Here is a 20,619-nt window from a genome sequence, read left to right as displayed (position 1 = left end):
AGTCATGAGCGCTGAGATAACGCTGCCCGTCGGACAGCAAAACCAAAATATTGTTCGCCTGGCGACGGCGCAGGCGCTCGCAGGAGCAAACTCGGTGGTGTTTTACGCCACAGGGGCGATTGTGGGCAACGCCATCGCGCCCTCGCCGACGCTGGCCACGCTGCCCATCACCATTTTTGTGCTGGGGATGGCGGCCTGTATTTTGCCGTTTGGCGCGCTGGCCAGAAGACGCGGGCGCAAAACGGTCTTTATGGTCGGTACCGGCGCCGGCGTGTTGACGGGAGCGCTGGCGGCGCTGGCGGTCGCGATCGCTTCGTTCGGACTGTTCTGTCTCGCGGCCTTTTTCGGCGGCGCCTATGCGGCGGTGGCGGTGTCCTTTCGCTTTGCCGCTACCGACGGCGTCAGCGGCGAGCGGCGCGCGCGGGCGCTCTCGCTGGTCATGGGCGGCGGCGTGGCGGCGGGGATCATCGGCCCGATGCTGGTTACCGCGACCATGAATTTGTGGCCGCCGCACACCTTTGCGATGACCTTTATCGCTCAGGGGCTGGTGGCGGCGGTATCCGCGCTGGTCTTGCTGGGAGTAAAAACCCCCGAGCCGGCGGCGCAGGCCAAATCGGGCGGGCGCCCGCTGGGCGAAATCGTGCGCCAGCCGGGGTTTTCCCGGACGGTTTTTAGCGGCGCAATATCCTATATGGTGATGAACTTCCTGATGACCGCGGCGCCGCTTTCCATGCATATGCACGGGATCTCCCAGCAGGCGTCGAATCTGGGCATTCAGTGGCACGTGATCGCCATGTACGGTCCCGGATTTTTTACCGGCAAGCTGATTAATCGCTTCGGCGCCCGGCGTATTAACGCGGCTGGTTTAGTTCTGCTGCTGCTGTCGGTGATGGTTGGCCTCGCCGGTATCGACGTGATGCACTACTGGCTGTCGCTGATCCTGCTGGGTATCGGCTGGAACTTCGGCTTTACCGGCGCGTCGGCGCAGATTATGGATTTCCACCGGCCGGAAGAGAAAACTCAGGTGCAATCGCTGAATGATTTTATTGTCTTCGGCGTCATGATGATTGGCTCATTTTCCTCGGGCGCGTTGATGAACCTCTTCGGCTGGAATGCCGTGCTGTGGGGTTCGCTGGTGCCGGTTGCGGTTGCGCTGATCGCATTGTTGGCAGGCCGACGCCCAACGCTAAGGGGTTAATCCTCTTAGCTTTTCAAACGCAGGCGGAATTATTTTTCCGCTTTTTATTTCTGCCGCGAGAGCAAATTTAAAATATGAATTGGTAGGGTGAGATAAAATTCATCTCTCTTTTTTACTGCTTAATGGAAACACGCTAATGTGAATCCTCTTATTAATGTTTTACCCGTTTATATAATAAGAATGAATACATGGAGGATTGAGCAAGGGAGTGAGGTTTTTCGCCGCCGCGCGCAGCGCAGAATAATATAGTGATGATAGGGTGTGTTTATTATATCTATAGGTCCTGCCTGTCATCGGCTTTGACGTTAATCAATATCCACGGCGCCGTCACCGCTATGATGTTACGTGAAACTATAAATATAAAACGTCATTATCTCAGCTGCAATGCCTCAAAGGAATGATCTTATGAAGAAAATTGCGACCATTACAGCCTCGGTCATTACCGCAGGCGTGTTATGTTATTTAGGGTTGTCAGGCTATATCTGGTATTACGACAGTCAGCGTATTAAAAAAAACGACGTCCGGCTCTCGGCGGTTGCCGAGAATAATAAAGTTCTCTCTTTTTTTAGTGAAAAAGGTTGCGACTATTGCCATACGCCCTCGGCGGAGTTGCCCTTTTACGCCGTTTTTCCCGTTGCCAAACAGCTGATGGAGTATGACGTACAGCTGGGATACAAATCCTTTAACCTTCAATCCGTGCGTACGTCACTGATTGACGATAAACCCGTTTCACAAAGTGAATTAAACAAGATTGAGTGGGTTATGCAGCATCAAACGATGCCGCCTACGCGATACGTCGCGCTGCACTGGGCCGGCGGCGTTAGCGACAGCGAACGTATTGAGATACTCAACTGGATTAAGCACCAGCGCGAGCGCTACTACGCCAGCGCTGATACCGCCGCGCAGCATCGCAATGAACCTCTCCAGCCGATCCCTAAAAAGCTGCCCGTTGATGAGCGTAAAGCTGCGCTGGGTTTTCGGCTTTATCACGACGCGCGAATGTCCGGGGATAGCACCATTTCTTGCGCACACTGCCATGCGTTAAACGCGGGTGGGGTCGATGGCAGAAAAACGTCTATCGGCGTGGGGGGCGCTGTTGGGCCAATTAACGCGCCAACGGTATTTAACTCCGTCTTTAATATTGAGCAATTCTGGGACGGACGGGCATCAACGCTGCAAGAACAGGCCGGTGGCCCGCCGTTAAACCCCATTGAGATGGCATCAAAATCCTGGGAAGACATTATTAATAAACTGGATAAAGATCCCGTATTGAAAAAGGATTTTTTAGCCGTTTATCCGCAAGGTTTTAGCGGTGAACGCATTACTGACGCTATCGCTGAATTTGAAAAAACATTAATTACCCCCGACGCGCCATTTGATAATTGGCTGCGCGGTGATGAAGACGCGCTGACCGCGCAACAAAAACATGGCTATCAGCTATTTAAAGATAATAAATGTGCTACCTGTCACGGCGGTATTATTCTCGGCGGCCGCTCTTTTGAACCGCTGGGGCTGAAGCGTGATTTTAATTTTGGTGAAATCACGGCTGCTGATATTGGCCGAATGAATGTGACGAAAGAGGTACGGGATAAATTACGCCAAAAAGTGCCGGGTCTGCGCAACGTGGCGCTCACCGCGCCCTATTTTCATCGCGGTGATGTTCCGACGCTTGATGGCGCAGTAAAACTGATGCTGCGCTATCAGGTCGGTACGGATTTAGCGCAAAAAGATATCGATGATATTGTCGCTTTTCTGCATAGCCTGACCGGTGTTTATACGCCGTATCAGCCGGGGCAATAACGGGATGATGAGCGAAAGTTCCCGGAGCTGGCTCAGGGCCATTAAACTGCACTGCGAACGCGATGGTCGGACGCTGATGAAAGATTTTTCATTCAGCGTTTCGGCGGGCGATTGGGTGCAGATAGCCGGAGGCAACGGTGCGGGGAAAACCACTCTCCTGCGCCTGCTTACCGGGCTGGCCCGCGCTGATGCCGGAGAAATCTACTGGCAAGGCCGCCCTCTGCATCGCGTTCGCGATAGCTACCAGCAAAACCTGCTGTGGATTGGCCATAAGCCGGGAATCAAAGCCAGGCTGACCGCCATGGAAAACCTGCGCTTTCTTCATCAACACGATGATATCGCCCAGTGCCGGGAGGCCCTTAAGCAGGCCGGGCTTGCCGGCTTCGACGATATTCCTGTTAACCAGCTCTCCGCCGGTCAGCAGCAGCGCGTGGCGCTGTCGCGCCTCTGGCTGACCCGCGCCCGCCTGTGGATCCTCGACGAACCTTTTACCGCCGTCGATACGGAGGGCGTCGAACGCCTGATTCAGCGCATGGCGCAGCACACGGAGCAAGGCGGCATCGTCATTTTCACTGCCCATCAATCAATTAGCGCGGCATCCGACAGGATTCGACGCATTGCGCTGCGCGGCGAGAGGGCGGAACCGTGATGTGGCGGATTTTTTGCCTTGAACTGCGGGTCGCGTTTCGCCATCGCGCGGAAATCGCCAATCCGCTGTGGTTTTTTCTGATTGTCATTACGCTGTTTCCGCTCGCCGTTGGTCCGGAGCCGCAGCTGCTGGCGCGGCTGACGCCCGGCATTATTTGGGTCGCTGCGCTGCTCTCCTCGCTGCTGGCGCTCGAGCGCTTGTTTCGCGACGACTTACAGGACGGCAGCCTTGAACAGCTGATGCTGCTGCCTTTGCCGCTGCCGGCGGTGGTCGTGGCTAAAGTGATGGCTCACTGGGTGGTCACCGGTGTGCCCCTGCTGATCCTGTCGCCGCTGGTGGCTCTGCTGCTGGGCATGGACGTCTATGGCTGGAAAATTATGGCGCTGACCCTGCTATTAGGGACGCCGACGCTGGGGTTCCTTGGCGCGCCGGGCGTGGGGCTCACCGTCGGACTTAAGCGCGGCGGCGCGCTGTTAAGCATTCTGGTTCTGCCGCTGACTATTCCCTTACTTATTTTTGCTACCGCCGCGATGGATGCGGCCTCCATGCATCTGCCCGTGGCGGGGTATATGGCGATACTGGGCGCGCTGCTGGCGGGCAGCGCAACGTTAAGCCCCTTTGCGACGGCGGCGGCGCTACGCGTCAGTCTGCACTAGCGCGGTTTTTGATGGATGGCGCTTATCAGGTTTGCGGCGCCAGGGATTCAGCCCGGGCTTATCAATGGATTTAACTTTATTTCTGGTGACTGAAATATGAGGAAAACAGGGATTCAACTGACGAATCCGCCGCGGCTTTATCAGCTCTGCGGCAGGGTCGCTCCGTGGCTGGGCGGCGCCAGCGCGCTGGTACTGCTCGCGGGCTGGGTCTGGGGATTTGGCTTTGCGCCCGCGGACTATCAGCAGGGCGAGAGCTATCGCATTATCTATCTGCATGTTCCGGCGGCAATGTGGTCTATGGGCATTTATGCCCTGATGGCGGCCGCGGCGTTCTTCGGCGTGGTCTGGCAGATGAAAATGGCCAATCTGGCGCTGGCGGCGATGGCGCCCGTGGGGGCGGTGTTTACTTTTGTGGCGCTGGTGACTGGTTCCGCGTGGGGTAAGCCAATGTGGGGAACCTGGTGGGTTTGGGATGCCAGATTAACCTCTGAGCTGGTTCTGCTGTTTCTCTACGTCGGCGCGATAGCGCTGTGGCACGCTTTTGACGATCGCCGTCTGGCCGGGCGCGCGGCGGCTATTCTGGTGCTGATTGGCGTGGTGAATTTACCGATAGTTCACTACTCGGTTGAGTGGTGGAACACCCTGCATCAGGGCTCAACGAATATGCAGCAAAGCATCGCTCCGGCGATGCGCGCGCCGCTGCGGCTGGCGATTATCGGCTACCTGCTGCTGTTTATCACGCTGGCCCTAATGCGCATGCGGAATCTGATTTTGCTCATGGAAAAACGTCGCCCGTGGGTCAGTGAACTGATTTTAAAAAGAGGTCGTCGATGAGCAGCGCATTTACAAGCTGGAGTGATTTCCTGGCCATGGGCGGCTATGCCTTTTACGTCTGGCTGGCGGTGGCGTTGACCGTTCTTCCGCTGGCGGCGCTGGTCGCGCACAGCGCGACCCTGCATCGTGTCATTCTGCGCGATATCGCCCGGCAGCGCGCCCGTGAAGCCCGCAGGCGCGCGGCGCGGGAGGCGACATGAATATTCGCCGCAAAAACCGGCTGTGGGTCGCCCTTGCGGTGCTCGCCGGGCTAACGCTGACCACCGCGCTGGTGCTCTATGCGCTGCGTTCCAGTATCGACCTGTTCTATACGCCTGGCGAAATCCTCTACGGCAAGCGCGAAACGCAGCAGCGGCCCGAGCGGGGTCAGCGTCTGCGCGTCGGTGGGATGGTCGCGCCCGGCAGCGTGAAGCGGGATGCGAATTCGCTGCAGGTGAGTTTTAGCATCTATGACGCCGAAGGTTCGGTGGACGTCAGCTACGAAGGCATTCTGCCGGACCTGTTCCGCGAAGGGCAGGGCGTGGTGGTTCAGGGCGAGCTTGATGCGCACAACCGGATACAGGCGAAAGAAGTGCTCGCCAAACACGATGAGAACTACACTCCGCCAGACGTGGAAAAAGCGATGGAGAGCAACCATCGTCGCCCGGATAGCGCCTACAGGGACACATCCTTATGATGCCTGAAGTCGGCAACGGGCTGCTGTGCCTGGCGCTTGGCGTCGCGCTACTGCTTTCCGTCTATCCGCTGTGGGGCGCGGCGCGGGGGGACAGGCGAATGATGGCCTCTTCCCGGGTATTTGCCGTTCTGCTGTTCATCCTCATTATGGGCGCCTTTATGGTGCTGATTAACGCCTTCATTACCAACGATTTTACGTTGAGCTACGTGGTCAGTAACGCCAATACTCAGCTGCCGGTCCGGTACCGCGTGGCCGCAGCCTGGGGCGCACATGAAGGTTCGCTGCTGTTATGGGTGCTGCTGATGAGCGGCTGGACAGTGGCGGTAGCGCTGCGCAGCAGGCGAATGCCGCTTGATATTGTCGCCCGGGTGCTGGCGGTGATGGGAACGATTAGCGTTGGCTTTCTGCTGTTTATTCTGTTCACCTCCAACCCGTTTGCCCGTACCCTGCCGGAATTTGCCATTGAAGGGCGCGACCTGAACCCGCTGTTGCAGGACCCCGGGCTCATTTTCCATCCGCCGCTGCTGTATATGGGCTATGTGGGCTTCTCGGTGAGTTTTGCCCTGGCGATAGCCGCGCTGTTGAGCGGGCGGCTGGATAGCACCTTCGCTCGCTTCTCTCGCCCGTGGACGCTGGCGGCGTGGGCCTTCCTGACGCTCGGTATTGTGCTGGGCTCCGCGTGGGCTTACTACGAGCTGGGATGGGGAGGCTGGTGGTTCTGGGATCCGGTGGAAAACGCGTCGCTGATGCCATGGCTGGCCGGCACCGCGCTGCTGCATTCGCTGGCGGTCACTGAACAGCGCGCCAGCTTCAAGGCGTGGACGCTTCTGCTCGCTATCTGCGCATTTTCGCTCTGTCTGCTGGGGACCTTTCTGGTGCGTTCCGGCGTGCTGGTCTCGGTTCACGCTTTTACCTCCGACCCGGCGCGCGGCATGTTTATTCTGGCCTTTATGGTGCTGGTCATTGGCGGCTCTTTACTGCTGTTCGCCATGCGTGGCTATAAAGTCCGCTCTCGGGTAAATAATGCGCTCTGGTCGCGCGAGTCGCTGCTGCTCGGCAACAACGTTCTGCTGATGGCCGCTATGCTCACGGTGCTGCTGGGTACGCTGCTGCCGCTGGTGCATAAACAGCTGGGTCTCGGCAGTATTTCGATTGGCGCGCCGTTCTTTAATACGATGTTTAGCTGGCTGATGGCGCCGTTTGCGCTCCTGATGGGCATCGGCCCGCTGGTGCGCTGGGGGCGCGATCGCCCGCGTAAGTTCAGGAGGCTGCTGGTTATTGCCTGCGCAAGCACGCTGGCGCTGTCGCTTCTGTTGCCGTGGTGGTTGGGCGATAAGATTGTCGCCATGACGGTGGTCGGGCTGGCGATGGCCTGTTGGGTCTTTGTGCTGGCGGGAGTAGAGATCGCTTTGCGGGTTTCACGCGGCGCCAGGATGACCCTCAGCTACTGGGGAATGGTCGCAGGCCACCTCGGGCTGGCGGTCACCCTCGTGGGTATCGCCTTTAGTCAAAATTACAGCGTGGAGCGCGACGTGCGCATGCGGGTGGGCGACAGCGTCGATGTCCATGAATATCGCTTTTCTTTCCGTGAGGTCAAAGAGGCGATCGGCCCAAACTATCGCTCCGCCGTCGCGGTGATTGGCGTCATGCGACGCGGTGAACCGCAGGCGATACTGAATGCGGAAAAGCGCTTTTACCACAGCAGCAGCGCCATGATGACCGAAGCGGCGGTTGACGGCGGATTCACCCGCGATCTCTATGCCGCGCTGGGCGAAGAGCTGGGCAACGGCGCCTGGGCCGTACGCCTTTATTATAAACCGTTCGTACGCTGGATTTGGGCCGGGGGAGTGCTGATGGCGCTGGGCGGGCTGTTGTGCCTGTGCGATCCGCGCTATCGCCCGCGCCGCGGATATCCTGGCGCGGAGGCCAGATGAAGCGCTGTACGTTATTGATGCCGCTGGCCATTTTTATGGCTATCGCGATGCTGCTGCTGTGGCAGCTGGCGCGTAATGTGAAAGGGGACGATCCCAATAGCCTGGAGTCGGCGCTGATCGGAAAACCGGTACCGATTTTCCGTCTTGAGGCGCTGGAAGATCCCGGGCAGCATTTTCAGTCGGATGCGCTGGCCCAGGGCAAACCGCTGCTGCTTAACGTCTGGGCGACCTGGTGCCCGACCTGTCGCGCAGAGCATCAGTATTTGAATCAGCTTTCCGCGCGGGGGATCCGCGTGGTGGGTCTGAACTACAAAGACGATCGGCAGAAAGCAATTGGCTGGCTGAACACGCTGGGCAATCCCTACGCGCTGAGCCTGTTTGACGGCGACGGGATGCTCGGGCTGGATCTCGGAGTCTACGGCGCGCCGGAGACGTTTTTGATCGATGGGCAGGGGATCATTCGCTACCGCCACGCGGGGGATCTTAACGATCGGGTGTGGGAGCGCGAATTCAGGCCGCTGTGGGAGAAGTTTAGCCGGGAGGCTGCGCCATGAGATTATTACTGAGCGCGCTGATGCTGCTGCTTTGCGCAAACGCGCTGGCCGCTATTGATGTCATGCCGTTTAAGGACGAGGAGCAGGAACAGCGGTTTCGCCTGCTCACGGAGCAGCTTCGGTGCCCGAAATGCCAGAACAATAGCATTGCGGATTCCAGTTCCGCGATCGCGGCCGACCTGCGGCAGAAAGTTTTTACGCTTATGCAGGAAGGAAAAAGCGACAGCGATATTGTGGACTACATGGTGGCGCGCTACGGCAACTTCGTCACCTACGATCCGCCATTAACCCCGCTGACGATGCTGCTGTGGGTCGTGCCGGCCGCTGCGATCGCCATGGGCGGTTGGGCTATAGTGGCCCGCTCCAGCCGCCGCGTCAGGCCAGGGCAGGAGACGTTTTCTGACGGCCGGGCGCCGGAGGATAAATCCGCCGGGCCGTGGATTTTTATACCTGGCGCGGTGCTTGCGCTGGCGGTAGGTGCGGTCAGCTATAGCCAGACCGGCCACTATCAGCAGGTGCAACGCTGGCAGCAGGCGGTGGCTCAGACGCCGGCTCTGTTGGCGCGGGTGCAGGATCCAAAGGCGCAGCCGCTTGATGAAGACGAGCTGCGGCGTCTGGCCCTCGGGCTACGCACGACGCTGTGGCAAAATCCGGACGCTTCTATTGAGGACTGGCTTATGCTCGGGCGTCTCGGCAGGGTCCTGGATAACGCCGCTATGGCGACTCAGGCCTATGCTCGCGCTTACGCGCTGGCCCCGGAGAACGATCGCGCGGCATTTGGCTATGCGGAGGCGCTGCTGCGGGTATCTGACCCGCGGGGCGGTGCGCTGGTGCGCCAGCTGATGGAGAGCCAGCGCGTTAACGACCGCCTGCTTAATCTCTACGCGCTCAGTGCATCAGAGCAGGCGCATTTCAGCGAGGCGCTGACGGCGTGGCGGTTGCTGCTAAAACGATTACCGCCGGACGATACGCGCCGGGCGGTCATTGAGCATCATATCAACCAGACGGAGCAACGCTTAACCCACGAACATCCCGCCGTTGACGCGCAAGGTTAATAACCGCTCCGTTTGTTCACCAGGTTTTTCAGCGGTAGCGCCTGCTGCTGCCGCCGGATGTTGTCCAGCAGCTGGCGGGCAATCACCTCCGTCTGCGCGATGGAGGCCATATGCGGCGTGATCGCCACCTGCGGGTGTTGCCACAGCGGGTCTTCCTGGGGCAGGGGCTCGACGGGGAAGACGTCCAGCACCGCGCCGGACAGCTTGCCGCTATCCAGCGCCTCGAGCACGTCCTGATTCACCATATGCTCGCCGCGGCCGCAGTTAATCAGCGACGCGCCGTCGGGCAGCTGCTGCAGTAAAGGATGGGCGAGGATACCTCGCGTCTGTCCGGTTAACGGCAGGACGTTGATCAGCGCATCCAGCTGGCCAAGGAATTCGCCAGCCTGCGCCTCTCCGTGGTAGCAGCGCACGCCGGCAAGGGATTTTTCGCTACGCGCCCAGCCGGAAACCCGATACCCCAGCGCGGCCAGCTGCGAGGCGATATAGCCGCCAATTTCGCCGAGGCCCATGACGCCAACGTGATAATCGGCCGCCGCTCGCTGCGGATACATCTTCCAGACGCGCTCGCGCTGGTGGGCCAGCGCCCGGTCAAAGCGACGCTGAAACCACAGCACGCCCCACAGCGCGTATTCAAACATACCGTGACGAAAATCTTCATCCACCACCCGGCAGAGCGGAACGTCGCTGGCGAAAACGCTGGCGGGCAAATGGTCTACGCCGGCAGACGCGGCCTGGATCAGCTTCAGCTGAGGCGAGCGCGCCAGCAGCTGCGGGTCGGGAAACCAGCAGCAGGCGTATTGCGCCTCGCGGGCGGCGGGGTCCTCGGGCAGAACCGCTTTCACTTCCGGGAATAGCGCGAACGCGGCGCAAAGCTCCCGGGTGTACTGAGGATCGTTACAATCCACGACGATGGTGAACTGGGTCATAGGCATTAGCTCTTATAAGAAGTATCAAGGCGGTCGAGGCGCCGCAGCCACGCCTGCCACACCAGCTGGCGTTCATGTTCAACCCCCATCAGCTGCTCACCGGCGTGCCGGCTCAGCGGTTCAGGTATCGTATGGATGGGGCCGAGCGGCGCCAGCTGCGCGGCGGCCATCTGGATCTCGCAGGCGCGGTTCAGGTAGTACATGATGTAAAACGCATCGGCGACGGTGCGCCCGACCGACAGCAGCCCGTGGCTTTGCAGGATCAGGGCGATGTTCTCGCCGAGCGAGCGCTGGATCCGCACGCGTTCATCGAGATCGAATGCGACGCCTTCATAAGGATGGTAGCCGACGCGTTGATAAAATTCGGTGCTGATTTGGTTAAGCTGCAGCAGCCCGTCTGCGCAGGCGGCAACGGCCATCCCCGGCAGCGTGTGGGTGTGGATCACGCAGTGGGCGTCTTCCCGGGCCATATGGACCGCGCTATGAATGGTAAATCCCGCCGAGTTTGCCGGGGCGCTGCCCTCGACGACCTTGCCCTGCATATCGACCACGATTAAGTTGCTGGCGGTGACTTCGTCAAACATCATGCCAAAGGGGTTAATTAAAAACCGCGGCTCGCCGTCGCCGGGCAGGCGCACGGAGAAGTGGGTATACAGCGTGTCTTCCCAGCCGAAGAGCGCCGCCAGACGATAGGCGGCGGCCAGCTGCTGGCGTAGTTCCCGTTCAGTTGCCATTTATTGCACTCCCATAAATTCACGAATGCGGGTGAGGGTCGGATCGGCGGCATCGCTGCGAATGCGCTGCGGCGGCATATCGCTCTGCACGACGCCGTTTTCCATCATCACCACCCGGTCAGAAATTGATAAGGCGAAGTCCATCTCGTGGGTCACGATAATCATCGTCATGCCTTCGCGGGCGAGGGACTGAATGACCTTCAGCACTTCGCCAACCAGTTCAGGGTCCAGCGCCGACGTGGGTTCATCAAACAGCATGATGTCCGGTTTCAGCGCCAGGGCGCGGGCGATGGCCACGCGCTGCTGCTGGCCGCCGGAGAGCTGGTACGGGTACTTTTCGGCGTGCGCCAGCAGACCGACGCGATCCAGCAGCCACAGCGCCTGCTCTCTGGCGGCGGCGCGGTCGAGCAGCTTGTGATAGAGCGGGGCGAGCATCACGTTATCCAGCACCGTGCGGTGGGGAAACAGGTTGAAGCCCTGGAACACCATGCCGATGCGGCGTACGCCCGCGCGCATTTGCTGTTTATCAACAACGGAGGCGCCCTTCAGGTAATCCTCGCCGTAAAGAATGATCTCGCCGCCGTCGATGCTTTCAAGGGCGTTAATGGTGCGGATCAGGGTGGTCTTGCCGGAGCCGGACGGGCCGATGATGCTGATTACCTCCCCGTTTTCCACTTTCAGGTCGATGCCTTTCAGCACGTGGTGCTGGCCCCAGGATTTTTCGATGGCGTGCAGATCCAGCGCCGGCGGGTTGCCGCTGGCGGCCTGCGCTTTTTGCGTCTGTACCGGCGGCTTCAGATTCTGGCGCAGGGTTTCGCATTCATGCTCGTTGAGCGTTTGCGGGCGCTTACGCTGAATATCCAGCAGGTTTTCCAGCGCCCGGAACAGCCAGCTAAACACCGTGACGACCATAACGTAGTAAATGGCGACCGCCAGCAGCGTCTCCATGACGAGAAAATTCTGCGCGTACAGGCGCTGGCCGGTCAGCAGCAGCTCCGGCAGCGAAATAACCGACAGAATCGAGCTGAGCTTGATGATGGTGATGTATTCGTTAATCAGCGTGGGCAGGGAAATACGAAACGCCTGCGGGATAATAATTAAGCGCTGAATCCCGATAAAGCTAAAGCTTAAGGCATGCCCGGCTTCGCTTTGCCCCCTGGCGACCGAAAGCAGGCCGCCGCGATGGATTTCCGCCATGTAGGCCGCTTCGGTCACCGTCATCGAGACCAGGCCGGCAATAAACGGAACGCCGAGCAGCGGTTGGGTGGCCGGAAACAGCTGCGGCAGGTTATAGACAAAGACCAGCAGGACCATCAGCGGTACGCTGCGGAAAAACCAAATATAGAGTTCGACGGGAACCTTCAGCCAGCGCGGGCCAGAGAGCTTCGCGCAGGCTAAAAGAAAACCTAATATCAGGCCAATAAACCAGGACAATGAACTGACGACAACCACGGTGACACACGCCTGCCAGAATGCCCCAACGCTAAATAATGAAAAAAAGTATCCCCAATCGAACTCCATACCGACTCCCGTTTAATTATTGTATTAATTGATGCTTTCTAAGTTGTATTTCTTGATGATGGTGTCATATTTGCCGTTGGCTTTAAGGGTGGCTAACGTTGATTTAATGGCCTCGGCCAGCTCGGTGTTGCCTTTGGCGACGTAAATTCCCAGCGGCAGCGGATAGACCAGACGGTTCGAGCTAATGGCCAGGCGGCCGCGGCTTTTCTCGACGATAATTTGCGCCGCCGGGGCGATTTCTAACTGGGCGTTGATATTTTTCGACAGCAGAGCCTGGGAGGCTTCCGGCGCGGTCGGGAATTCCTGAATACTAATGGCCGGTTTGCCGTTTTTCAGGCAGTACTCGTCGGAGTGCGTTTTCAGGCTGGAAACCCAGGCGGTACCCGCCTGCAGACCTACCTTCACGCCGCACAGTTCGTCTTCCGTTTTTGGCTGAATGGCGCTGCTTTTCAGCGCAATAATGGACGCGCCGGACAGGGCGTAAGGGATGGCGTCCGCCTGCTTCTGGCGCTCGGGCGTCACGTACATCCCGGAGATCACCGCATCGTATTTCTTACCGATACCTAAGATCAGACTGGTGAATTTCGTGTCGATAAGCTGCGGTTTTGCCTTCAGCTGTTCGGCGATCAGCGCCGCGAACTCCGGGTCGATGCCGACAATATTGTTATTGCTGTCATAGGATTCAAAAGGCGGATAGGTCACCTCCATCCCGACTTTAAAGACGCCCTCGGTCAGCAGCTCAGCGGCCTGAGCCAGCGGGGAAAAACAAGCGGTGACGGCGATGGATAAAGCCACACGGCGCGAGATTTTTTTTAGCGTTTTGTTCATCATTTATCCTCACGGGTTATTTACGGTTTTTTGCTGTGCTTGTTTTTTCAGATGGCCAAAGGTGTTAGTGCCGCGGGCGCGTTCGGGGAGCTGGAGCTCGCCTCGGGTGACTTTCTCGCGCAGGTAGCGATAGGTCTGTAACGCCTGGCTCCACATATGCTCACCAATGCTCAGTTCTTGATACTCGCTGGCTTCGCCTGCCTCAAGGAAGCCCGGCAGCGGGCGAATCAGCGTGTGGTAGTCGCAGGCGAAAAACAGCGGGAAGGAGTAGCGTTCCTGCGGCACCTTGCGTACGCGGTGTGCGGTTGCAACAAATGTGCCAGCGCTCAGGACTTCCAGCATGTCGCCGATATTAATCACGAAAGCCTCTTCTCCGGTCGCGTTCTTCAGCGGCGGGGCGTCGATCCAGTCGCTATCTTCATTCAGCACTTCAAGACCCGGCTGGTCGGCGAGCAGCAGGGTGAAGCATTCATAGTCGGTGTGTGCACCAATACCGGGAACATCTTCGGCGCTGGCGTCAAAGGGGTAGTGGATCAGCCGCAGCTTTGACGGCGGGCAGGTAACCATCGACCTGAAATAGCCCTCCGGCAGGCCAAGGGCGAGAGCGAAGGCGTCAAACAGGCGATGCCCAAGGGCGAAGACTGCGTCATAGTAGGCCAGCACGCGGGATTGAAATTCCGGCACGTCCGGCCACTCGTTGGCGCCAATCAGCGGCGTTTTCGCCACGACGAACGGATGGTCGTCGGCGGCCTGAAAGCCGATATCAAACGCCTCTTTGTGATCCGGCTTGCCGGAGCCGTAAATCTCTTCCCCTTCGGGAACGTAGCCCTTATGGCTTTTCGACTGTCCGATGTAGTACGCCATCTTGCGCTCCATCGGCAGGGCGAAAATCTCTTTGGCCGCCGCGCGGATCCCGGCAATCAGTTCAGGCGCGATGCCGTGGCCGGTAACGTAGAAAAAGCCGACTTCGCGGGCCGCCTGGCCGATGGCGTCGGCCACCGCCTGGCGTCGGACGAGATCGTCGCAGGCCAGGTCGCTGATATCGATGGTCGGTAATTCAGTAAACGAACTTTTTGCAGCGGTCATTTCTTCCGTTCCTTATTCAGTTTGCGAGGTGAATTCAACAAAATGCTGCTGTTCACGCTGGGCCATCCAGGCGTTCAGCGACCACAGGTCGGCGACCGGAACGTTGGTAAACGGCAGGTGATGCAGGTAGCCATCGGGGCCAAATTCCGGCGTAAGCGTGGTGTGCTGGTAGCCGCGCCGGCGCTGCGATTGCCAGATCTGTTCCCAGAAGCGCTGCTGAAACCGCAGGGCCGCCCGATATTCCGGCGCGGCGGGGTGCGGCACCTGCGGCCCCTGGTCGTACCCGGCGCGGGCCTGAATATGGTGGACCCGTTCGATAAAGGCGCTGAAGTCATCGCAGGGGTCATCCAGCAGGCGTTCGCTTACCACGATCCAGTGGCTGATATCGGCGGTAAAGCGCAGCTGCGGCAGCTGTTGAATTATCTCCAGCGTCAGCCACGGGCTATACAGCGATGTGGCGCGATGGGTTTCAAAGCTGCAGAACAGCTCATATTCGGCGGCGAGCTCATGCGCTTTGCCGAGAAAATCCACCTGCTGCGCCAGCGGCCAGCGGTCGTTACCGGCCAGCAGATTGACGAAGCGCGGATTAAGCGCTTTTGCCGCCGCAAAACGTTCTTTTAAGCGCTCCAGATGCTGCGCGGGCGTCTCGGCCTGGGCCGGAATAACGCCGCCGCCGCTGAACACAATGGCGATATACTCAAGCGCGGACGCTTCGATGCGTTGGGCCAGCGCCCGCTGCTCTTCTGGCGTCAGCGGAACCCGCGCTTCAATGCCGCAGCAGCCGACGCTCCGGAGTTCGCTGACCGTTTGCTGCCACGGAGTGGTTACGCCCCACAGCGTGCGAAAGACGTTAAGCTGCATGGTTTTTCCTCTATGGATATTTCACGCCCGGGAGAACGCAGAGCATTTCATACAGCAGGTTGGCGGCCAGCTGGGACGTGTTGCCGCTGACGTCATAGGGGGGCGAGACCTCGACCAGGTCGCAGCCAATCAGGTTCAGGCCGCGGCAGCCGCGCACGATTTCCAGCGCCTGAATCGACGTCAGTCCGCCCACTTCCGGGGTTCCGGTGCCGGGGGCCCAGATCGGGTCGAGGCTATCAATATCGAAGCTGAGATAAACCGGGCCAGCCCCCATTTGCTGGCGCACTTCGGCCATTAGCGGGGTCAAAGATTTGTGCCAGCACTGCTCGGCCTGAACCAGACGAAAACCGCGATCGACGCCCCACTGGAAGTCACCGGCGGCGTAGCCCTGCGCGCGCTGGCCAATCTGGACGACGCGTTTAAGATCCAGCAGCCCCTCTTCGACGGCGCGGCGGAAGGTGGTGCCGTGGGCAATCTTTTCGCCGAACATCTCATCGTTGGTATCGGTGTGGGCATCGACGTGAATCAGCCCAACCGGACCGTGCTTTTTGGTCAGCGCGCGCAGGATCGGCAGGGTAATGGTGTGATCGCCCCCCAGCGTCAGGGGGATAAGCGGAAAACTATTTAAACCGGTGTAGTAATCCTCGATAATCTGCACCGATTTGAGCAGGTTGTAGGTATTGATCGGTACATCACCAATATCTGCCACCGACAGTGAATCAAAAGGCGCGGCGCCGGTGGCCATGTTGTACGGGCGAATCATTACCGATTCGGTACGAATATAGCGCGGTCCGTAGCGCGTTCCGGAACGCTGTGAGGTTCCGATATCCAGCGGGATGCCGACAAACGCTGCATCAAGTCCCTGTAAATTTTCGATAAATGGCAGGCGCATCATCGTGGCGCGGCCACCAAAACGCGGCATCTCGTTGCCACCCTGCGGTTGATGAAAGACGTTATCCATTTCAGCTCCTGAATCTGACAAACAAAACTCAACAGCAGGGATAGTGCGAAAGATGTGCTGGACTTTAAATCGTCTGCCGCAAATACTTAGTTCATTTATTAGTGAACTAAGACGCCATGCTTAACGACGCGACGCTTAACATTCGACAGCTCCAGGTTTTTGAGGCGGTGGCCCGTCTTGAGAGCTATGGCCGGGCCCAGCAGGAGCTGGGGATTTCCGTTTCCGCGATCAGCAATGCGATGTCGCAGCTGGAAGGCCAGCTTGGCTTTAGCCTGTGTCAGCGCGGGCGCGGCGGCTTTGCGTTGACCGAAAAAGGGCAGCATTTTTTACAGCAGGCGATCCGCGTGCTGAGCGAACTGAATGAACTGGAGCGCCAGTCGGCGCTGCTGAAAGGCGAGCATAGCGGCACGATTTGTATCTCAACGCTCGATTCCATCGAGACGGAAACCGCGCTGTCGCTGCCGGTCGTGCTGCGCAGCTTTAGCGATAAGTTTCCTAATGTGCATATCAAGCTGATTATCCGTACCCCGGCGGAACAGCTTAACGGCGTATTGAATAACCATATCGATCTCGCCATCGGCAGCTACAACTCGCGGGTGCATAACATCATCAGCGAACCGCTCTATCGCGAGCAGCACTGGCTCTACTGCAGCGACCTGCATCCCATGTTCTTCAGTCGACAGCTCGATAAAGAGCTGATCAGCCAGTGTCCGCTGGTGACGCGCAGCTACTGGAATACCAGCGATCTGCGGCGGCGCGGGTTCAGCAAGGGCAGCGCGACCGTTGAAACCGTCGATGCGCAGCTGCTGCTCATCCTCTCCGGGAAATACATCGGCTACCTTCCCGAGCACTACGCCTGGCCGTGGATTAAGGAGAATCGCCTGCGCGTACTGCTGCCCAATGAGTTTGGCTTTCAATCTCCCTTCTCGGCGATATGCAAGCGCGGGCGCAGCAACGAACCCTATCTGAAGGAGTTTCGCAATCTACTCAAGAAGAATACGGTGGCCAGACCGAAGTGGAGCGAATGAGATTCGCATTGAATGAGTAAGAGCTTATGCCTGATTAGAATTGTAAAAAGACCGCTCAATATCAGGCATATATAAGGTAATGTGCCATTAATCATATGGTGGTGAGAAAAAACTTAGATAAAAATATCGTCCTGCACCTGGATAATTCCCATTCCTTATCTGGTTAAAAAATGACCTTTTTGTGTGTTTTTTCTGAATTAATGTTAAATCCAACGCCTGACGTTGTTTGTTAAAATTTTTTCTGCTGCAATCGACAAATATATTTTTGACGTATTTTTTTCTAATGGATGGGAAGATGATAAGAAATAGCTTATTGGCATTGGTGTGCATTTCTGTAGGTTTATTACAGGGGTGTACTAATGGTAAAAAACCGCAGAGCGCACTCATAAAAAAAGATGTCATTCAAAATGAACAGCCCGCGCAGGTTCCTGCTTTACAGCAGTGTATCCAGGATGCCGACGCTTTAGTTAAGCTCGATAAAAAATTTCAGCAGGATTCAAACGAGCTGTATGGTTTAATCAATGATGCTAAGTTTTATGCTTCTGTTTCAGACCAAACCTCCGCCAGCGTAAAATCAACGATTACACCGCTTTTTGAATACAAGATAAACGATAAGTGTAATAGCATTTCGCAGAAATTAATTAAAGAGTTTGAAAGCCGGGCAAGAAAATCTGAACTCAAGGATGGGCTGGCCAGATGATGGACGATAAGGGGAAACTGAATATATGCAATCTACGAGGTCCTGCGATTGTATTTGCTCTTTTTACCCTTATTGTTGTGTTTCCTGCTCGTGCTGAGCCGGGAGACTTCCTTGATAATATATCGAAACTCGAAATAAACAATCCGCCGGCCTCAGGCGCCGCCAGCGGGGAGTCGGTCTCGTCTAAGCAAAATAACGATAGCCCTGATAAAAAAACGCCTCAGAAGCAGGACGTCGTCAGAAAAAAAAGTCATCAGAATAAAACAGAGAGTACGATTAACGCTCTGCGGCAACAGAATGCGGAGCTGAGCGCTGCCGCCAAAGCGGCGGAGAAAAAGCGCGCTGAAACGACGCGCGAACTGTCGGCGCAGATCGCCGCGCTGAAGGCTCAGGGTGAACAGCGTGTACAGAAAGAGAGCGGCGAAACTGCCGCCGTGAGCGCGCTGAGCAAAAAGAACGCCGAGCTGGCCGCCGCTGTCGAAGCGGCGCAGAAAAAACTGGATGAGACCACCCGCTCGCTGACGGCGCAGATTGCCGCATTGACGGCACAGCGTGCACAGAACGAAAGCGGGCAGACCACCGCGCTTGATGCGCTGAGCAAAAAGAACGCCGAGCTGGCCGCCGCTGTCGAAGCGGCGCAGAAAAAACTGGATGAGACCTCCCGCACGCTATCGGTGCAGATTGCCGCGCTGAAAACGCAGAAGGAGCAGAGTGAGAACCTGCAGAAATCGACGATCGATACGCTGACGGGAAAGAATCTGGAACTGCGCGCCGCTGCCGAATCTGCACAGAAAAAGCAGGATGAGACCACCCGCGCGCTGTCGGCGCAGATCGCCATGCTGAACAAGCAGCGCGCGGAGAGAGAAAGTCAGCAGAAAACCGCGCTTGATGCGCTGACCAAAAAGAACGCCGAGCTGGCCGCCGCCGCCGCAACCGCGCAGAAAGAATATGATGTTTCAGTCGCTGCTTTAAACGATAAAAATAAAAAATTACAGTCTACGCTCGATAGCCTGGCCATCAAGCAAAGTGATTTAAGCCTTGCGGATAAAAGTCATAAAAATGCCTATGCGCTCGGCGTTTTCTACCTTACCCAGGCGCTATCCGATGTGAATAAAATGGCCGACAATAATGTCAAGCTGGCGCCTTCAGCGTTGGTTTCCGGGTTTAACGACGCTTATAATAAAAAACTAAAAATTAAAGAAAATGAAATAGAAAGTATCGTTAACATGCTTAACGAACAACTATCGTCTAAGTACGTCGATATTGAAAAAAGAATTATGGTAAAAATCAAAAATAAAAAATATGAGATTTTGCCTAATGGCGTATATTTTGTAGTTGATAAAAAAGGAAAGGAGCCGTACAAGTCGAATGAGACTTTGTCTATGAATATCCTTGAGAAGAAGCTTGATGGTACGCCGATACTCAATACGATGAATTCAAAGATGGTTTACGATAAGCAAATCGATCCGCTAATGGCCAAAGTAATATCATCCGGATTAAAAGGCGGAACGGTCACGCTATATGGACAGGCCGGCTCGCTGTATAGCACCACGCCAGCGGACCTGAACCCGGATACCTTAATCTCCATTACCTTCGAACTCATTCCCTGAGCGATCGATAGCGGCTCCCCGCCGACTTGCGTATCCGCAAAGCCATCGCCCGCATACCAGGGGGGCAGTCAGATGTCCGGGACGGACATCTGACTGCAACTATCGCCTGGCGGGCAGAATGCTGCCCATCGCGCTTTCAACCGATCGCTTTCGGCAGCAGTCAATCCAGCTGCATGAGGTTTGACTCAAAGGCGGTGACGCCCGAGGCCTCCCCCGGCGTAATGCGCCGCTTCGTCATACGGGGCGAGGTGTGAAAAGCAGCATATTACCATTCTCAACGAGTATGAAGACGGAACTGCGATCCTGTCCCTTTCCCAATGAATCCCGACTTGATATCTGCCGGATATTATTTGTGAATTTTATATTAATCTTACCAGTCATTAATTATGACCATATTAATACCCAGAGCTGGGCGGCTTACAGCCTGTAAACCATAAAAAATAATTTATTTCACACTCTGCTATTCGCGATCTTTTCAGTGTCAGGAGTGATCTTTATTTCCTTTGCACATTGATTTGCATCAATCAACTCTGTCTATTCAGATATGAATTTAATTCATATTCCTCTGCCAGGTATACACTTAGCCTTTATTGTAAGCAAAAGGTTGTTATTACATACCGGCTTTGTTTGTCTGATGCGTTTTATTTTTACATTTGCCTTAAGATGTCTGAGGAAAGTCTTATAATGGACTTTGGGGCCGGCAGGTTGATATTTTTTGGCGCTTTGCTCTACTATATCCTGGTCATCACACGCCGTTATCTTTAACACATTATTCCTCACGGGAAGGGACCGCTATGGCTGATACGTTCCAGAATGAGGTGCCCAGGGCACGCATTTTCAGAAAAGAGTTCGAAAAAATCCTGAAAGACCCGGCGCTGACGCAGGAATTACGCGACGAAATCAGCGCGCTGGCCCCGCAATAAACGGCGTGCGTTATTTAATGGATTCACCGGGAATATGCTGGACGCGCAGGTGGCTGATTCCGTGGCCCGAACGGCGCTGGCA

20 protein-coding genes and 1 pseudogene are annotated in these 20,619 nt (G+C 56.8%); 14 read left to right on the top strand and 7 right to left on the bottom strand.

Annotated elements, in window-relative coordinates:
* Positions 1 to 4: 4 nt before the first annotated feature.
* The 10 genes from F8562_RS04385 to F8562_RS04340 all read left to right on the top strand — a co-directional run bounded on the left by F8562_RS04385 (position 5) and on the right by F8562_RS04340 (position 9,356).
* Positions 5 to 1,198, top strand: coding sequence for an MFS transporter (locus F8562_RS04385; protein ID WP_014839275.1), 1,194 nt, complete (start codon positions 5 to 7; stop codon positions 1,196 to 1,198).
* 405 nt (positions 1,199 to 1,603) lie between these two features.
* Positions 1,604 to 2,998: a cytochrome c peroxidase gene (locus F8562_RS04380; protein WP_032694790.1), complete on the top strand. Its 1,395-nt coding sequence runs from the start codon at positions 1,604 to 1,606 to the stop codon at positions 2,996 to 2,998.
* Positions 2,999 to 3,005: 7 nt separating this feature from the next.
* Positions 3,006 to 3,647 carry a cytochrome c biogenesis heme-transporting ATPase CcmA gene (gene ccmA, locus F8562_RS04375; RefSeq protein WP_032694815.1) on the top strand — a complete coding sequence of 214 codons (642 nt, stop codon included), beginning with the start codon at positions 3,006 to 3,008 and terminating at the stop codon, positions 3,645 to 3,647.
* A complete protein-coding gene (gene ccmB, locus F8562_RS04370; protein WP_086074038.1) occupies positions 3,647 to 4,303 on the top strand; it encodes a heme exporter protein CcmB in 657 nt (218 codons plus the stop codon). The genes ccmA and ccmB overlap by 1 nt, the downstream gene beginning before the upstream one ends.
* A gap of 96 nt (positions 4,304 to 4,399) precedes the next feature.
* Positions 4,400 to 5,137: a heme ABC transporter permease gene (locus F8562_RS04365; protein WP_014839270.1), complete on the top strand. Its 738-nt coding sequence runs from the start codon at positions 4,400 to 4,402 to the stop codon at positions 5,135 to 5,137.
* Positions 5,134 to 5,337 (top strand): heme exporter protein CcmD, encoded by a 204-nt coding sequence (gene ccmD / locus F8562_RS04360; protein WP_014839269.1) that lies wholly within the window; start codon positions 5,134 to 5,136, stop codon positions 5,335 to 5,337. Before F8562_RS04365 ends, ccmD begins: the two co-directional genes overlap by 4 nt.
* Positions 5,334 to 5,813 carry a cytochrome c maturation protein CcmE gene (ccmE, locus tag F8562_RS04355; protein ID WP_014839268.1) on the top strand — a complete coding sequence of 160 codons (480 nt, stop codon included), beginning with the start codon at positions 5,334 to 5,336 and terminating at the stop codon, positions 5,811 to 5,813. The genes ccmD and ccmE overlap by 4 nt, the downstream gene beginning before the upstream one ends.
* On the top strand, positions 5,810 to 7,747 hold the full coding sequence (locus F8562_RS04350) for a heme lyase CcmF/NrfE family subunit (protein ID WP_151891888.1): 1,938 nt from the start codon (positions 5,810 to 5,812) through the stop codon (positions 7,745 to 7,747). Before ccmE ends, F8562_RS04350 begins: the two co-directional genes overlap by 4 nt.
* Positions 7,744 to 8,301 (top strand): thiol:disulfide interchange protein DsbE, encoded by a 558-nt coding sequence (gene dsbE / locus F8562_RS04345; RefSeq protein WP_014839266.1) that lies wholly within the window; start codon positions 7,744 to 7,746, stop codon positions 8,299 to 8,301. The genes F8562_RS04350 and dsbE overlap by 4 nt, the downstream gene beginning before the upstream one ends.
* Positions 8,298 to 9,356, top strand: a complete 1,059-nt coding sequence (locus tag F8562_RS04340; protein WP_014839265.1) for a cytochrome c-type biogenesis protein CcmH — start codon at positions 8,298 to 8,300, stop codon at positions 9,354 to 9,356. Before dsbE ends, F8562_RS04340 begins: the two co-directional genes overlap by 4 nt.
* Here F8562_RS04340 and F8562_RS04335 read toward each other — a convergent pair.
* From F8562_RS04335 to speB, 7 genes are read right to left on the bottom strand one after another with little or no spacing between them, the layout of a single operon-like run.
* Positions 9,353 to 10,285 carry a 2-hydroxyacid dehydrogenase gene (locus F8562_RS04335; RefSeq protein WP_014839264.1) on the bottom strand — a complete coding sequence of 311 codons (933 nt, stop codon included), beginning with the start codon at positions 10,283 to 10,285 and terminating at the stop codon, positions 9,353 to 9,355. The genes F8562_RS04340 and F8562_RS04335 overlap by 4 nt on opposite strands.
* 5 nt (positions 10,286 to 10,290) lie before the next feature.
* The gene (locus F8562_RS04330; RefSeq protein ID WP_014839263.1) at positions 10,291 to 11,019 is read right to left on the bottom strand and encodes a class II aldolase/adducin family protein; all 729 of its coding nucleotides are present in this window, start codon (positions 11,017 to 11,019) and stop codon (positions 10,291 to 10,293) included.
* On the bottom strand, positions 11,020 to 12,540 hold the full coding sequence (locus F8562_RS04325) for an amino acid ABC transporter permease/ATP-binding protein (protein ID WP_014839262.1): 1,521 nt from the start codon (positions 12,538 to 12,540) through the stop codon (positions 11,020 to 11,022).
* Positions 12,541 to 12,564: 24 nt separating this feature from the next.
* Positions 12,565 to 13,368 carry an ABC transporter substrate-binding protein gene (locus F8562_RS04320; RefSeq protein WP_014839261.1) on the bottom strand — a complete coding sequence of 268 codons (804 nt, stop codon included), beginning with the start codon at positions 13,366 to 13,368 and terminating at the stop codon, positions 12,565 to 12,567.
* A 9-nt stretch (positions 13,369 to 13,377) separates the two neighbouring features.
* Positions 13,378 to 14,454, bottom strand: coding sequence for an isopenicillin N synthase family dioxygenase (locus F8562_RS04315; RefSeq protein ID WP_009652534.1), 1,077 nt, complete (start codon positions 14,452 to 14,454; stop codon positions 13,378 to 13,380).
* Positions 14,455 to 14,466: 12 nt separating this feature from the next.
* Positions 14,467 to 15,315 carry a sugar phosphate isomerase/epimerase family protein gene (locus tag F8562_RS04310; RefSeq protein ID WP_014839260.1) on the bottom strand — a complete coding sequence of 283 codons (849 nt, stop codon included), beginning with the start codon at positions 15,313 to 15,315 and terminating at the stop codon, positions 14,467 to 14,469.
* Between the two features lie 10 nt (positions 15,316 to 15,325).
* Entirely contained in the window at positions 15,326 to 16,276 is a 951-nt protein-coding gene (gene speB / locus F8562_RS04305) for an agmatinase (RefSeq protein ID WP_014839259.1), read from the bottom strand.
* Between the two features lie 116 nt (positions 16,277 to 16,392).
* Here speB and F8562_RS04300 point away from each other — a divergent pair, with 116 nt between their 5' ends.
* The 4 genes and pseudogenes from F8562_RS04300 to F8562_RS29210 form a co-directional block, all read left to right on the top strand.
* Positions 16,393 to 17,304, top strand: coding sequence for a LysR family transcriptional regulator (locus F8562_RS04300; RefSeq protein WP_004135102.1), 912 nt, complete (start codon positions 16,393 to 16,395; stop codon positions 17,302 to 17,304).
* 295 nt (positions 17,305 to 17,599) lie between these two features.
* Complete coding sequence (locus tag F8562_RS04295) at positions 17,600 to 18,004, top strand: hypothetical protein (protein WP_014839258.1); 405 nt, start codon at positions 17,600 to 17,602, stop codon at positions 18,002 to 18,004.
* Positions 18,001 to 19,614 (top strand): hypothetical protein, encoded by a 1,614-nt coding sequence (locus F8562_RS04290; RefSeq protein WP_042934146.1) that lies wholly within the window; start codon positions 18,001 to 18,003, stop codon positions 19,612 to 19,614. The genes F8562_RS04295 and F8562_RS04290 overlap by 4 nt, the downstream gene beginning before the upstream one ends.
* 836 nt (positions 19,615 to 20,450) lie before the next feature.
* Positions 20,451 to 20,537 (top strand): annotated as a pseudogene (locus F8562_RS29210) (type VI secretion system contractile sheath small subunit); the annotation flags it as partial.
* Positions 20,538 to 20,619: the final 82 nt, after the last annotated feature.

The sequence above is a fragment of the Klebsiella sp. RCJ4 genome (genome assembly GCF_009025755.1).
In the GTDB taxonomy this organism is placed as follows: domain Bacteria; phylum Pseudomonadota; class Gammaproteobacteria; order Enterobacterales; family Enterobacteriaceae; genus Klebsiella; species Klebsiella michiganensis.
Note: the sequence above shows the minus strand (reverse complement) of the source record. Positions and strands in the feature narration are given on the sequence as shown.

Bases quoted from the DNA above. Each gene is read 5' to 3' on its own strand.
- F8562_RS04385 (WP_014839275.1), top strand. From the start codon at position 5: ATGAGCGCTGAGATAACGCTGCCCGTCGGACAGCAAAACCAAAATATT.
- F8562_RS04380 (WP_032694790.1), top strand. From the start codon at position 1,604: ATGAAGAAAATTGCGACCATTACAGCCTCGGTCATTACCGCAGGCGTG.
- ccmA (WP_032694815.1), top strand. From the start codon at position 3,006: ATGAGCGAAAGTTCCCGGAGCTGGCTCAGGGCCATTAAACTGCACTGC.
- ccmB (WP_086074038.1), top strand. From the start codon at position 3,647: ATGTGGCGGATTTTTTGCCTTGAACTGCGGGTCGCGTTTCGCCATCGC.
- F8562_RS04365 (WP_014839270.1), top strand. From the start codon at position 4,400: ATGAGGAAAACAGGGATTCAACTGACGAATCCGCCGCGGCTTTATCAG.
- ccmD (WP_014839269.1), top strand. From the start codon at position 5,134: ATGAGCAGCGCATTTACAAGCTGGAGTGATTTCCTGGCCATGGGCGGC.
- ccmE (WP_014839268.1), top strand. From the start codon at position 5,334: ATGAATATTCGCCGCAAAAACCGGCTGTGGGTCGCCCTTGCGGTGCTC.
- F8562_RS04350 (WP_151891888.1), top strand. From the start codon at position 5,810: ATGATGCCTGAAGTCGGCAACGGGCTGCTGTGCCTGGCGCTTGGCGTC.
- dsbE (WP_014839266.1), top strand. From the start codon at position 7,744: ATGAAGCGCTGTACGTTATTGATGCCGCTGGCCATTTTTATGGCTATC.
- F8562_RS04340 (WP_014839265.1), top strand. From the start codon at position 8,298: ATGAGATTATTACTGAGCGCGCTGATGCTGCTGCTTTGCGCAAACGCG.
- F8562_RS04335 (WP_014839264.1), bottom strand. From the start codon at position 10,285: ATGACCCAGTTCACCATCGTCGTGGATTGTAACGATCCTCAGTACACC.
- F8562_RS04330 (WP_014839263.1), bottom strand. From the start codon at position 11,019: ATGGCAACTGAACGGGAACTACGCCAGCAGCTGGCCGCCGCCTATCGT.
- F8562_RS04325 (WP_014839262.1), bottom strand. From the start codon at position 12,540: ATGGAGTTCGATTGGGGATACTTTTTTTCATTATTTAGCGTTGGGGCA.
- F8562_RS04320 (WP_014839261.1), bottom strand. From the start codon at position 13,368: ATGAACAAAACGCTAAAAAAAATCTCGCGCCGTGTGGCTTTATCCATC.
- F8562_RS04315 (WP_009652534.1), bottom strand. From the start codon at position 14,454: ATGACCGCTGCAAAAAGTTCGTTTACTGAATTACCGACCATCGATATC.
- F8562_RS04310 (WP_014839260.1), bottom strand. From the start codon at position 15,315: ATGCAGCTTAACGTCTTTCGCACGCTGTGGGGCGTAACCACTCCGTGG.
- speB (WP_014839259.1), bottom strand. From the start codon at position 16,276: ATGGATAACGTCTTTCATCAACCGCAGGGTGGCAACGAGATGCCGCGT.
- F8562_RS04300 (WP_004135102.1), top strand. From the start codon at position 16,393: ATGCTTAACGACGCGACGCTTAACATTCGACAGCTCCAGGTTTTTGAG.
- F8562_RS04295 (WP_014839258.1), top strand. From the start codon at position 17,600: ATGATAAGAAATAGCTTATTGGCATTGGTGTGCATTTCTGTAGGTTTA.
- F8562_RS04290 (WP_042934146.1), top strand. From the start codon at position 18,001: ATGATGGACGATAAGGGGAAACTGAATATATGCAATCTACGAGGTCCT.